This window comes from Bradyrhizobium sp. SZCCHNS3016 (genome assembly GCF_032484535.1).
In the GTDB taxonomy this organism is placed as follows: domain Bacteria; phylum Pseudomonadota; class Alphaproteobacteria; order Rhizobiales; family Xanthobacteraceae; genus Bradyrhizobium.
Genome location: NZ_JAUETE010000011.1, coordinates 109678 through 122381 on the forward strand (window position 1 = coordinate 109678; position 12704 = coordinate 122381).

Annotated in this window: 11 protein-coding genes; 4 read left to right on the forward strand and 7 right to left on the reverse strand. The window is 66.1% G+C overall.

Going from position 1 to position 12704, the window contains the following annotated elements:
- Positions 1-14: 14 nt before the first annotated feature.
- The 6 genes from ccmI to QW881_RS21245 form a co-directional block, all read right to left on the reverse strand.
- Positions 15-1118, reverse strand: a complete 1104-nt coding sequence (gene ccmI / locus QW881_RS21220; protein WP_315739837.1) for a c-type cytochrome biogenesis protein CcmI — start codon at positions 1116-1118, stop codon at positions 15-17.
- 138 nt (positions 1119-1256) lie between these two features.
- The gene (locus QW881_RS21225) at positions 1257-1526 is read right to left on the reverse strand and encodes a hypothetical protein (protein WP_315756470.1); all 270 of its coding nucleotides are present in this window, start codon (positions 1524-1526) and stop codon (positions 1257-1259) included.
- Positions 1527-1633: 107 nt separating this feature from the next.
- On the reverse strand, positions 1634-3100 hold the full coding sequence (locus QW881_RS21230) for a hypothetical protein (RefSeq protein WP_315756471.1): 1467 nt from the start codon (positions 3098-3100) through the stop codon (positions 1634-1636).
- Positions 3101-3210: 110 nt separating this feature from the next.
- Positions 3211-4587: a sensor histidine kinase gene (locus tag QW881_RS21235; RefSeq protein WP_315739840.1), complete on the reverse strand. Its 1377-nt coding sequence runs from the start codon at positions 4585-4587 to the stop codon at positions 3211-3213.
- Positions 4588-4649: 62 nt separating this feature from the next.
- Entirely contained in the window at positions 4650-5324 is a 675-nt protein-coding gene (locus tag QW881_RS21240) for a response regulator transcription factor (RefSeq protein ID WP_006614547.1), read from the reverse strand.
- 291 nt (positions 5325-5615) lie between these two features.
- Positions 5616-5768: a hypothetical protein gene (locus QW881_RS21245; protein WP_315756472.1), complete on the reverse strand. Its 153-nt coding sequence runs from the start codon at positions 5766-5768 to the stop codon at positions 5616-5618.
- Positions 5769-6023: 255 nt separating this feature from the next.
- On the opposite strand from QW881_RS21245, the gene QW881_RS21250 reads away from it, so the two are divergent.
- The 3 genes from QW881_RS21250 (at position 6024) to QW881_RS21260 (ending at position 10376) form a co-directional block, all read left to right on the forward strand.
- Positions 6024-6998, forward strand: a complete 975-nt coding sequence (locus QW881_RS21250) for a Ku protein (RefSeq protein ID WP_315756473.1) — start codon at positions 6024-6026, stop codon at positions 6996-6998.
- Positions 6999-7474: 476 nt separating this feature from the next.
- Positions 7475-8476, forward strand: a complete 1002-nt coding sequence (locus QW881_RS21255; protein WP_315777567.1) for a LysR family transcriptional regulator — start codon at positions 7475-7477, stop codon at positions 8474-8476.
- 403 nt (positions 8477-8879) lie between these two features.
- A complete protein-coding gene (locus QW881_RS21260) occupies positions 8880-10376 on the forward strand; it encodes a porin (RefSeq protein ID WP_315777566.1) in 1497 nt (498 codons plus the stop codon).
- A 212-nt stretch (positions 10377-10588) separates the two neighbouring features.
- Here the strand turns inward: QW881_RS21260 and QW881_RS21265 are convergent, their stop codons facing one another.
- Complete coding sequence (locus QW881_RS21265) at positions 10589-10753, reverse strand: Flp family type IVb pilin (RefSeq protein ID WP_315716136.1); 165 nt, start codon at positions 10751-10753, stop codon at positions 10589-10591.
- Positions 10754-11136: 383 nt separating this feature from the next.
- On the opposite strand from QW881_RS21265, the gene QW881_RS21270 reads away from it, so the two are divergent.
- Positions 11137-12669 (forward strand): thymidine phosphorylase family protein, encoded by a 1533-nt coding sequence (locus QW881_RS21270; protein WP_316158999.1) that lies wholly within the window; start codon positions 11137-11139, stop codon positions 12667-12669.
- The last annotated feature ends 35 nt before the right edge of the window (positions 12670-12704 follow it).

Sequence of the window (12704 nt, forward strand, 5' to 3'; positions counted from 1 at the left end):
GGCGGAAGCGCCGCTCATCCATCCAAGCCGAAAGTCTTCACGCCCTCGTTGAGCTGCCGCAACCGCTCGGCATCGCCGGACACCGCCTGCCGCGCATCCGACAGCGCCCCCTTGGCCTTGTCGAGATCGCCCATCACGACATAGGCGCGCACCAGGCGCAGCCAGCCCTCGACGTCGTCGCCGTTCTGCTTCAGCCGCGCCGCCAGCCGGTCGACCATGCCGCGGATCATCGTCTCGCGGTCACCGTCGCTCATGCTCTTGGCCGCGGCCATCGCCTCGCTCGGCAGCGCCGGCACCTCGCCGCCGCCGACCCGGCCGAGCGCCGCCGTCACCAGCGGCCGCCACGGCGCATCCGCCGGCGCCTTGCCCAGCATCGCCCGCCAGATCGCGCCCGCATCGTCCTTGCGGCCGTCCTGCTCGGCGGCGAGACCGAGATAATAGTTCGACTTCGGCTCGTCGGCCTCGAGCGCATGCGCCCGCTCGAACTCGGCCTTCGCCTCGGCGGTGACGACGCCGCCGGCGGCGGCCGTGATCACCTCGCCGAGATCGGCGCGCTTGGCCGCGCCGTCGCCGGCATAGGTGATCATGTTGCGGTAGGCGCGAATCGCGTCATCGGTGCGGCCAAGCCGCGCCAGCACCGGGGCGAGCACGGTCCAGCCGCGGCCGTCGGTCGGGTTCTTCTGCAGGTGCTGCTCGACCTGTGCCACCAGCGTTTCCAGCGGCTGCGTCCCGGTGGGCGGCGCCGCGCGTGCGGTGAGCGGGAAATCCGGCAGTTGCGGCGAGCCGAGCGGCAAATAGACCGCGAGCGCCACGATCGGCACGCCGATCAGCGCCAGCACGGCCGACGCGCGGCGCAGGCCGAGGCTCGGCTTCACCGTGGCCTCGCCCTCCTGGTCCGCAGCGGCCAAAAGGCGGCGGCTGATCTCGACCCGCGCGGCCTCCGCTTCGACCTTGCCGATCAGCCCGGTTTCGACGTCGCGCTCGATCTCGGCCAGCTGGTCCTTGTAGACGACGACCTCGCGACCGTCCGACGAGGCCCGCGCGCCCAGGCCGAGCGGCAGCAGGACGGCGAAGATCGCCGCGGCCGTCATCACGGCGAACACGAACCAGAGAGTCATCGGACAGAGTTCCAGTCAGCGCCCACCGGCAGGCGCGCCTCGCGCCGCTTTTAACCAGCACCGTTCCCGGCGGCAATTCACATTTGCCGCCGTGGTAGCCCAGCCGTCCGCGCCAAAAAACTCAGGAGGATTACGTAATTAGGGGACCTCGAACTCGGCGCTCTTGGCGAGAAAGCTGCCGCGCCCGTTCAGGGCCACCAGGAAATAGGTCCCCGGCCTGACATGGTCGGTGAGCCTGATCCGCAGCGACCCGACCGGGACCGGAGAGGCGATGGTGGTGACGGGATCGGCGAGTGGCGCCCCGCTCGTCTTGTCGACGAGCACGACCTTCGCCTTGATCATGAGGTTGCGATAGGTCGCGCGGACAACGCGGTTCTCGACCTCGACGAAGTTGATGACGGAAATCATGGTCTTGATGAAAAAGGATGGAACCTGGCGGGAACCTATGCGTGGCCCCGGGGCGGGGTCAACCTGAAATTGCAAAATCAAAAACGTAAACAGATTAGCAGAAAATCTCAGCCGGCGCGCGAGGATTTTCGCTCGCCGTTCATCGCGTTCTCGGCCGCCCTGCTCATCAATTGGGCGTAGTCGTTGCCGAACAGGACGTGACAGAAGCGGATCGCCGCCGACACCTGCGACTGCCGATAGGCGCGCGCCCGCGCGTCGCCCGAGCGCAGCGACTGCACCAGCGCTTCGGTGGCCTTCTCGACATATTGCTGCAGGTCGGAATAGGTCCGCAGCGTCACCTCGTTGATCGCGAGCTCGCTGGCATAGTTGCGGCAGACGGCGACGAACTCGATCAGCGCCGCCACCTCCTCGACCTCGCTGCCGTCGACGCCGGCGCCGGCCGGAATGTCCTTGTCGGCGCGCTGGCGCAGGATGCGGCGGACGCGGCCCGGCACGCTGTCGATCTCCGATTGCAGGGCATTGGAGATGTCGGCGCGGATCGCGGTGAGCTGCTTGCCCCAGTTCGATTCCGAGCGCAGGTCGAGCTCGGTGCGCAGGCCGCGAACGCCGTCATGCAGCGTCTTCAGCGTATCGCCGAGATTGGAGAAATGACCGCGCCGGATGTCGGCGCGCAGCACCGAGGCGAGCCCGGCGAGATCGTTGAGCGCGATGGTGACGGCGACGCCGAACGGAGTCGCCGCCACGCGGATCTCATCGTCCGATGCCGCGATCTTGGTGGCGAGCCGGATGATCTGCCAGGGCGCGGCGAGCCGCTGCATCACCAGCGACAATGCAAACGGCAGCATCAAGGGCGTCTGCAGCGACGGCACGTTGATGGCTTCGGTGACGGAAGCAATCTGCGAATCGCCGAGCACGCGGATGATGCCGGGCAGCCGGCCGTTGAGGCCGTCGAGCGCCTCGCGATTCTGCAGCACCAGCGCGATCGGCAGCAGATCCTCGATCACGCTGGGGGCGCCGATGCGGGCCAGCGCGCGCTGGCGGTCGCCGGTCGCGTTGGGGCCGACGAGGTTCATCAGCGCGTCGGCGGCGGCGCGCTGCAGCTTGCGCGCGGCCATCTCGACCTCGCGCGAACTGTCGCTGGAGACCGCCATCGCGGCCTCGAATTCGGCGTAGCGCTCCGGCGCGCCTTCGCGGCCGAGCCACTGCCAGACCGGCAGCAGCGAGGCACGGCGGATCTGGCCGGGACGGAGAGGACCGGTGGAATCGGTGAGGAACGGGTCGAGCGGCCGGAACAGCCGACGCGGGCCGTCGCCGCTCTGGCGGCGCTCCTCGCGGGCCTGCGGACGGGCGATCTCGATGGCGGGTTGGGGCCGCGCCGGGTCGGCAGATGGAGCGGGAGCCGCCGGCGCGACGGGACGCACCACCTTGCGCAACTGCTCGAGCACCAGGGTCGCCACGGCGACGTCCTGGCCGCGCTCGATGGCGCGCTCGAATTCGCGCATCAGGAGCGACTGCGCGTTCGGCGGCAGCTGCCCGAGATATTCCCTTAACCGCTCGTGAGCTGTCTGACCCATGCGCCGGCGTGCAAATTTCCACGGCGAGAGCGCACATCGCGCACCCCTGCCCGAACCATAGCGTCCGCGGTATTAAGAACACCTTTAGGATGGCGAAATTCGCCGCCCCGTCAAACGCCGGGCAATCTCAGCTCCGCCCGCAGTCCCCCGGTCGGGGCATCGCCCAGGGTCAGGCGGCCGCCATAGAGCGCGGCCAGATCGGTGACGATCGACAGCCCGAGCCCCGATCCCGGCTTGGATTCGTCCAGCCGCTGGCCGCGCCGCAGCACCTGGGCGCGCTCGGCGGCCGAGAGGCCGCGGCCATCGTCGTCGACCACGATCCGCAGCATCGGCGACGCCCCGGACTGGGCCGGCGGCTCCACCGTGAGCTCGACCGAAACCCGCGAAGCCGCCCATTTGCAGGCATTGTCGACCAGATTGCCGACCATCTCCTCCAGATCCTGGCGCTCACCGCGAAACCTCGCGGCGGGATCGGCGGTCGCCTCGACCACGATGCTGCGGTCGCGGTAGATCTTTTCCATGGTGCGCCGCAGCGCCTCGATGGCCGGCGCCACCTCCGTCACGGTGGATACGATGGTGACGCGCGCGGCGATCCGCGCCCGCTCGAGGTGGTGGGCGACCTGGTCGCGCATGACGTCCGCCTGCTCCATCACCTTGGCCGCGAAGGGGTCCGCCGCATGGGTCGCCGCTTCGTTCACGATGACGGAGAGCGGCGTCTTGATGGCATGGGCGAGATTGCCGACATGCGTGCGCGCCCGCTCGACGATCTCGCGATTGGCGTCGATCAGGGCATTGGTCTCGCGGGCCAGCGGCGCGATCTCGACCGGAAACTCCCCTTCCAGCCGCTCGGCGCGCCCGGACCGGATGTCGGCGATCGATTCGGAGATGCGTTTCAGCGGCGCGAGGCCATAGCGGACCTGGAAGATGGTCGTGAGCAGCAGCACGATCCCGAGCGCCGTGAAGGTGCCGCCGAGGTAATAGTCGAAGCTGCGGGTCTCGTCGAAGATCTCCGATGCATCGCCGGCGACGCTGACCAGGAATTTGCCGTCGGAGCCGAGATCCACCGGGCGCTCGACCATGCGCAGGTCCTGGTTCTCCGGCCCCTCGACATAGCCGATCCGGATCCCGGCCGCCGTGAGCTCGACCCCCTGCTCCTCCAGCTTGGGCAGCTTCTTGTCCCACAGCGAGCGCGAGGCCCGTACCTCCGGCTTCTCGGCGTCGGTACGGGTGATCTGCCAGTACCAGCCGGACAGCGGCAGCTCGAACAGCGGCTCGCCCAATGACTGGAATTGGCGGTCCGGTGGATCATCGGGGGTGGCGACCTCGGCGATCAGGGTGCGCAGATAGAGGTTGAGCCGTCGGTCGAAGGCGCGCTCGGTCGCGTTGCGATAGACCGAGGACAGCACGATGCCGGTGATAGCGAGAATGACCACGAGCCACGCGGTCGCGGACAGGAACAACCGGGTGGCAAGTGAACTCTGGCGCATGACCGCAAACTAGCGAAACGGCCGGCGCCCGGCCACCTCGAATGGCTGGCTCCGGAAATGGATCAGGCGCCTGCGGCCGGCGGCGGGGTCAGCAGGTAGCCGAGGCCGCGCACGGTCTGGATGACGTCGCAGTCGAGTTTCTTCCTGATGCGGCCGACGAACACCTCGATCGTGTTCGAATCGCGGTCGAAGTCCTGGTCGTAGAGATGCTCGACCAGCTCGCTGCGCGAGACGACGCGACCGGAATGATGCATCAGATAGGACAGCAGGCGGTATTCGTGTGAGGTCATCTTGACGGGGTTGCCCGACACGCTGACCTTGCCGGTGCGGGTGTCGAGGGTGACCGGCCCGCAGGTCAGCTCGCTCTGGGCATGGCCGGCCGAGCGGCGCAGCAGCGCGCGGATGCGCGCCAGGACTTCCTCGAGATGGAACGGCTTGGCGACATAGTCGTCGGCACCGGCGTCGAAGCCCTGGACCTTGTCGCTCCAGCGGTCGCGCGCGGTCAGGATCAGCACGGGCATCGCCCGGCCATTGCGCCGCCAGGCTTCCAGCACCGAGATGCCGTCCATCTTGGGCAGGCCGATGTCCAGCACGACAGCGTCGTAGGGCTCGCTGTCTCCCAGATAGTGCCCTTCCTCACCATCGAACGCACGGTCCACAACGTAGCCGGCGTCGCTCAGGGCCGTGGTGAGCTGACGGTTGAGATCCGGATCGTCCTCGACAACGAGCAGACGCACGCTTGCCTCCAAAGCTGAACTGCACGATTTCCGCCCTCAAGATGAACCGGAAGGCCGTGAACCGTGCATGAACGGAACCCGAGCGACCAAGTTACTTTTTGGTCATCTCGATCCGGACCGCCGGCAAGGGCCGACAGAATTGGGGCGGATATAAGCTCTGGAGGATGGGCATGTGAAGACCCGCCGCGCCGATGGCGGGGCTCGAACGCGGACCTGCGGGGACGCGGACGGACGTTGCTCCCCCGGTCCCCTCCCCGGCCACGCAACTGAGCGGGTCGAACGGTCCTCGTGTCAGGTGCGGAAGAACACGAACCAGATCAGGCCGAGGACCAGCAGCGCCAGTCCGGTGGAGATGGCCAGGATCGCCAGGACCGACGGTCCAGGCTCACCCTGCCGCGCTTCGGTGGGGGTCTCGACGATCTGCGTCGGTCGTCTGGCTGCCATGGTGCCCTCAGCTGACTGTTATCCGCGTTCGAGCGGTAAAGCGCTCTGTCACGCACTCTCGTTGGCAACGTCGGCAGCCAGGTGATGTTCCGGTACGGCGCCCCCCTGCGACGGGTTAACGCCGATCCGAGAATCTGCCGGCCAGCTTGTTGAATCCGCAGCCTCGGGTGTTATCCTCGCGGCTGCCGCGAGCACGACGTCCGCAGCAGCCCGGTTCGGAGCAAGCCGTTAGTTCGGAGTTAAGTGGAGTAGGTCATGGCCCCGCGCGCCAATTGGAAGGGTTTTCTGCGCCTGTCGCTCGTGACCTGTCCGGTCGCGCTCTATCCGGCGACGTCGGAGTCCGAGAAGGTCTCCTTCAACCAGATCAACCGCAAGACCGGCCACCGCATCAAATACAGCAGGGTCGATGCCGAAACCGGCGAGGAAGTCGCCAATGACGACATCGTCAAGGGCTACAAGGTCGACACCGACACCTACATCGAGGTCACCAAGGACGAGCTCGAGGACATCGCGCTGGAATCGACGCACACGATCGAGATCGACGAGTTTGTGCCGCGCACCGACATCGACAGCCGCTATCTGATCCGCCCCTATTACCTCGTCCCTGACGGCAAGGTCGGCCATGACGCCTTCGCGGTCATTCGCGAGACCATCCGCAGCATGGACAAGGTCGCGATCGGCCGTGTCGTGCTCACCAACCGCGAGCACATCATCGCGCTGGAGCCGCTCGGCAAGGGCCTGATGGGAACGCTGCTGCGCTACCCCTACGAAGTGCGCAACGAGGAAGAATATTTCGACGACATCCAGGATGTGAAGATCACCAGCGACATGCTGGATCTCGCCAAGCACATCGTCGAGAAGAAATCGGCCGACTTCCAGCCGGAGAACTTCGAGGATCACTACGAGGCCGCGCTGATCGAGCTCATCAACAAGAAGCGCAGCGGCGTGACGATCGCCGCCAAGACCGCGCCGAAGTCGAGCGGCAACGTCATCAACCTGATGGACGCCCTGAAGCGCAGCCTTGCCAGCGAGGGTGACAAGGCGCCCGCCGCGGCCGCCCCCGCGCCGAAGGCCAAGGCCAAGAAGCCGAAGAAGCGCGTCGAAGGCCAGCGCGAGATGCTGCTGCCGATCAGCGGCAAGAAGGCCAAGGACGAGACGAAGAAGGCCGAGGAGCCGAAGAAGTCGGAGAAGCCCGTGCGAACCACCGCACGCTCACGCAAGGCGAGTTGAGGCTTCGATACGGCGAGCGACCTCCGGACCTCTGCACGGCGTACGGGTCCTCTGCATAACGGTCGCTCGGCCGCGACTGCCGCGAGTTCCAGGTGTTGCAGCGGGCACGCCACACCGCGCGTGGCGCCACAGGTCTGTCATCCTCCAAGGACACCGCATCGATCGCTGCCGTCCCATTCACGGCGGAAACATCTGCCTTGGTCAGGTAAGTTGATCCTGCGACGGTGATCCAGCGATCAGGCGCGGATTTGTGATCGTTTCGACATCGCTCCGATGCTTGCGGAATGATCACGTCGCGCCTAGCTCTGCGGCGCGGGATGGTGATCCGGGCGTACAGCTTCCTGATGGAAGATCGATGTGCCTGGTCGGTCGGGACGACGCTGGCGAAGTCGTCCCAGCCGCACGACGCGGCGTATCAGGGGGATATGGATGTTTCAGCACGATGCGGACCAACGCCGGGCGCAGTACGCCTAGCGATGGCACGGGTTCAGCTGTCCGAGCTCTCCGCTTTCGCAGCCGTCGCGGATTCGTTGAGCTTCACCAAGGCCGCCGCTTATCTCGGCTGCTCCTTGCCCACCATCAGCCAGACCATCAAGAGCCTCGAGGAGCGGCTGGACGTCAGGCTGTTCAACCGGACGACACGCAGCGTGGCCCTCACGGAGGCCGGCGAGCGCCTGCTGGCGGAGATCCAGCCGATTCTCGAACGGGTCGACCAGGCCATCGAGAGCATCAACGCGTTCCGCGACAAGCCGATGGGCACCCTGCGCCTGACCGTATCCCGCGTGTTCGCCGTAAGGGGGCTGGGCCCCCTGATCAGGTCATTCCTCGCCGAATACCCGGACATCCATATCGAACTGGCTGTCGACGACACCAACAGTGACATCGTGCGCAATCGCTTTGATGCCGGCATCAGATCCGGACACCGGGTGGAGCGCGACATGAAGGTCATCCGCGTCTTCGACGAGTGCAGCTTCGTTGCGGTTGCCGCCCCCGGCTATCTCGCGGCGCATCCCGCGCCGGCCGTTCCCGAGGATCTCCAGGCCCATAATTGCATCCGGCATCGGGTCCCTGCCGACGATACGCTGCAGCCCTGGATCTTCGAAAAGGGCGGCGAGCGCACCGAGATTGCAGTGGACGGCTCCCTCATCGTCAACGACTTCGATCTTGCGCTGAATGCCGCGCTCGACGGCATCGGCGTTGCTTATCTCGTCGAGCCGATGATCGAGCCGCATCTGGCCGAAGGACGGCTAATGCGGCTGCTGCCCGGCTGGAGCTACGCGACGCCCGGACTGTTCCTGTACCATCCGAGCCGCCGGCAACCGCCGATGCCGCTGCAGGTCTTTCTCGACTTCGTCAAGCGCTGGCGCAGCGGCGTCACCCTGGACGCGATGTCGCGCGCGGCGGATTACGGCGCACACGGGTTGGTAGCAGCGACGTCACATCGAACGTCGATGCACGTCGAGCCCAACCGCCGCTGAGATCACGTGCGAGGCCGGAGAGATCATTCGCGCGTCGGCAGCGACGCTGCGAAACGCCATGATGCGCGCAGTTTGCGATGTGCAGCGGGATTGTTCGGGATTCCCATCTAACCTATTCACGATTATCACCATTAACAAATCGACACAGCGAGGCCAAAACCGCGGCGTGACCGCGTCGACGCTGGTGCGTGCGAGCAGCGTGTTAACGACGATCGAGTGTGCCTCGAACAAGCAGAGCACATTCATCAAATCGAAATTGGCTCATGCACACTGCATTCAACCATTCCGCCAGTCGCGCCGATCAAGCCGTCGACGGAATCAAATGTGTGAGAGCAGCAATCTGGCGAAGCCAGAGGCGACACGCGGGGGGCCGTGTGCATCGCCGTCAACCGGAGAAACGGAAATGAAGACGTTGAGGGGCCTGCTACTCGGGACGGGAGCAGTGATACTGTCCGCCGCAGCGGCTCAGGCCGCGGATCTTCCGCTGAAGGCCAAGGCCGTCGAATATGTGAAGGTGTGCTCGCTGTATGGCACCGGCTTCTACTACATTCCCGGCACCGACACCTGCATCAAGCTCGGCGGCTATCTGCGCGCCGAGACCGCGCTGTGGACCAACAGCAACTACGGTGGCGCCTATTCAGGCCAGGCCGGCGCAGACAACCGCCTGAGCAACCGCTATCAGACCCGTTCGCGCCAGGATCTGAACATCGATACGCGCACCGCGACCGAATATGGCGTGGTGCGCACCTACTTCGAGACCGTGCTGAACTGGACTTCGGGTTCCTATGGCGGCGCGGGCGCCGGCGCCACCTCCTACACTGGCGATGCCATCTCGGGCGGCATCGTCGGCGTCTACTACGCCTTCATCCAGTTCGCCGGCTTCACGATGGGCAAGGCTGTGTCGACCTTCGACGCGCCCTGGACCAACTATCCCGGCAACAATTTCGACGGCCTGGTCGGCGGCAGCGGCTCCAACAACGGCGTCAACCAGTTCACCTACACCGCCGATTTCGGCCAGGGCATCACCGCCGCGGTCTCGCTGGAAGACCAGACGCAGTTCTTCACCACCAACATCTGGAACACCTCGGGCATCACCGCGGCGGGCGTGCTCGGCGGCGCCTACGGCACCAGCAGCATCGGCGGGAACGTGTCTCCCGACATCATCGGCATGGTTCGCGTCGACCAGGCGTGGGGCATCTTCCAGGCGTCGTTCGCCGCGCATGACAACCATGCCGCCTATTACGGCGCGACCGAGACCTCGGGTCATCCCTCCGACAAGTGGGGCTGGGCCGCGCAACTGGCGCTGTCGATCAAGAACATCCCGACCGGTCCGGGCGACGTCGTCAACCTGCAGGCGGTCTACACCGACGGCGCGAGCCGCTACAACTTCCAGAGCCTCGCCAATACGACCTACGCGATGTACGGCGGCACCAACGTAGCCGGCGCCTATCAGAGCATCGGCTTCGCCGGCGTCGCCGACGCGGTGTTCGGCACCGGCACGGGCCTGTCGACCGTGCAGACCTGGGGCATGCGCGGCGCCTTCACCCACAATTGGGATCCGCGCTGGAATACGGCGCTGTACGGCGCCTATGCCCAGGTGCGCTATGGCCAGACGGGATCGAGCCTCATCTGTGCCGGCATTGCCGCCACCGCGATGCTGACGGCGGGCTCGACCTGCAACCCCGACTTCAATCTCGGACAGATCGGCCTCATCACCCGATGGACGCCGGTCAAGGGCCTGACCTTCTCGGCCGACGTGACCTACAGCCACCTCGACCAGAAATATTCGGGCACGGCGATTGCTCCGGCCGTCACGAGCACGGCGAAGCCGGCCGCGATCTACCAGCTCAAGGACCAGGACACGGTGAGCATGCTGCTGCGCGCCCAGCGCAACTTTTGAAGCTGGGCTGTTGAACCTCTGACTGCTCGACGAGCTTCCGGCGATGCCCCCGCCGGAAGCTTCGTTCGTGGAGACTGGCGGCGCGTCGCATGCAACAGAATGGGATGGGGCACAATGCAGCAGGCGTCGTGCACAATCACGACGCCTGTGACTTGATCGGCCAATGAGTTGATCACGCGCCGACTTGATCGCGCGGCAATTTGACCGGCGGGCTACTTGATCGAGGTGTTGATCGCGGTGAACTTGCTGCTCAGTCCCGAGCCCAGGCCATTGACGGCCGCCAGGATCACGATGCTCAATCCGCCGGCAATGATGGCGTATTCGATCGAGGTCGCGCCAGCCTGATTCTTCAGGAAGCTCGCAATCAACTGCCGCATCTACCTCTCCGGTCGGGCTCGATCATCTGACGCGCCGGAAGGGCGCGCCGAGGCCGGGATGGACGCCCCGCCGGAAACCCTCCGTCATCGGCTTGAACAATCGGTTAACCCGATGAGGTACCTGCTCGGCCCAGATTCGGAGCCGGCATTCCATCGTAGGCCCGCCCTCACCCGACGTCCGAGATCCGAACCGGAGTGCAAGCAACTGAACTTGCTTCGCTTTATTCTCAGTCCGCGGCCCCCTGGCCGGTTGGCGGCAAAGCCGAGCCGCTGAATCCTCGTCCGACACATTCAGAAAAAATTCGGCTTATCCGCCAGATGCCACGTCATGATCTGGGTCAACGGCGATGGCGTGGACCGCCTTAAAGGTTATCCTGGTCGCCATGAGCACAACAGATTCCGCCCGCCCCCAGCTCAAGATCCGCAGCGTCGCGCTCGACACCGGCCGCGAGAACGTTGTCGTGATCTCCCGCCGCTCGAAGGCGCTGCGGCCCGAGGTCTTCCGCGGCTTCAGCCGCGTCGAGCTGCGCTGCAACTCGCGGACGCTGCTGGCCACACTCCTGATCACCGACGACGACGCACTGATCGGGCCCGACGAGATCGGCCTGTCGGAGCCGGCGCTGCGGCGCTTTGCCGAGCCGGCCGGCACGCTCGCGACCGTGTCGCCCGCGACGCCGCCCGACAGCATGGAGGCGGTCCGGGCCAAGATCCGGGGCGAGACCTTGAGCGACCAGGCGATCGCTGCCGTGATCGAGGACCTCACCCACTACCGTTACTCGGACATGGAGATCGCAGCCTTCCTGATCGGGTCGGCCAGCTTCATGACCTCGGGTGAGCTGCTGGCGCTGACGCGCGCCATGGCCAATGCAGGCACTCAGCTCAAATGGCCGGACCCGGTCGTGGTCGACAAGCATTGCATCGGCGGCATCCCCGGCAACCGCACCTCGATGGTGGTGGTGCCGATCGTCGCCGCCCACGGCCTGACCATCCCGAAGACCTCCTCGCGTGCGATCACCTCGCCGGCCGGCACCGCCGACACGATGGAGGTGCTGGCGCGGGTCAATGTCGGCGCGGAGGAGATGAAATCGATCGTCGCCGCCTGCAATGGCTGCGTGATCTGGGGCGGCCACGTCAACCTGTCGCCGGCCGATGACATCCTGATCTCGGTCGAGCGCCCGCTCAGCCTCGATACCCGCGAGCAGATGGTCGCCTCGATCATGTCGAAGAAGCTCGCTGCCGGCTCGACGCATCTGCTGCTCGACCTTCCGGTCGGCCCGACCGCCAAGCTGACCAGCGGCGCGGACGCGATGCGCCTGCGCAAGCTGTTCGAGTTCGTCGGCGACAGGTTCGGTCTCAAGGTCGAGGTGATCACCACCGACGGCCGCCAGCCGATCGGCAACGGCATCGGGCCGGTGCTGGAGGCGCGCGACGTGATGGCGGTGCTGGGCAACGAGCCGTCGGCCCCGGCTGACCTGCGCGAGAAATCGCTGCGGCTGGCGGCGCATCTGCTCGAATATGATCCGAAGCTGCGCGGCGGCGCCGGCTATAACAGGGCGCGCGAGCTGCTCGACAGCGGCGCGGCGCTCAAGCAGATGCTGAAGATCATCGATGCGCAGGGCCCACCGGAATGCCGCAGCGAGCTCGGCGATCTCGCCTTCGACGTCAAGGCCGAACACGACGGTATCGTCTCCGCGATCGATTGCCTGCGGCTCAATCGCCTCGCGCGCACCGCCGGCGCGCCCGTGAACAAGGGCTCCGGGATCATGCTGTTCAGGAAGATCGGCGATCGTGTCGACCGGGGTGAGCCACTCTATCGCGTGTTCACCTGCGATCTGTCGGAGCATGATCTGGCCGCAGCCGCGGCCGCCGCCAACCACGGCTATAGCTTCGCCGACGGCGCGAACGGTCGTTCGTGATGAACCGTCGTCGAGCATCGATCCATCGTCCTCGG

What these genes read in the sequence shown, in the direction of transcription:
- QW881_RS21255 (WP_315777567.1), top strand. Translation starts at nt 7,475, where the DNA reads ATGGCACGGGTTCAGCTGTCCGAGCTCTCCGCTTTCGCAGCCGTCGCG.
- QW881_RS21265 (WP_315716136.1), bottom strand. Translation starts at nt 10,753, where the DNA reads ATGCGGCAGTTGATTGCGAGCTTCCTGAAGAATCAGGCTGGCGCGACC.
- QW881_RS21235 (WP_315739840.1), bottom strand. Translation starts at nt 4,587, where the DNA reads ATGCGCCAGAGTTCACTTGCCACCCGGTTGTTCCTGTCCGCGACCGCG.
- ccmI (WP_315739837.1), bottom strand. Translation starts at nt 1,118, where the DNA reads ATGACTCTCTGGTTCGTGTTCGCCGTGATGACGGCCGCGGCGATCTTC.
- QW881_RS21250 (WP_315756473.1), top strand. Translation starts at nt 6,024, where the DNA reads ATGGCCCCGCGCGCCAATTGGAAGGGTTTTCTGCGCCTGTCGCTCGTG.
- QW881_RS21230 (WP_315756471.1), bottom strand. Translation starts at nt 3,100, where the DNA reads ATGGGTCAGACAGCTCACGAGCGGTTAAGGGAATATCTCGGGCAGCTG.
- QW881_RS21245 (WP_315756472.1), bottom strand. Translation starts at nt 5,768, where the DNA reads ATGGCAGCCAGACGACCGACGCAGATCGTCGAGACCCCCACCGAAGCG.
- QW881_RS21270 (WP_316158999.1), top strand. Translation starts at nt 11,137, where the DNA reads ATGAGCACAACAGATTCCGCCCGCCCCCAGCTCAAGATCCGCAGCGTC.
- QW881_RS21260 (WP_315777566.1), top strand. Translation starts at nt 8,880, where the DNA reads ATGAAGACGTTGAGGGGCCTGCTACTCGGGACGGGAGCAGTGATACTG.
- QW881_RS21225 (WP_315756470.1), bottom strand. Translation starts at nt 1,526, where the DNA reads ATGATTTCCGTCATCAACTTCGTCGAGGTCGAGAACCGCGTTGTCCGC.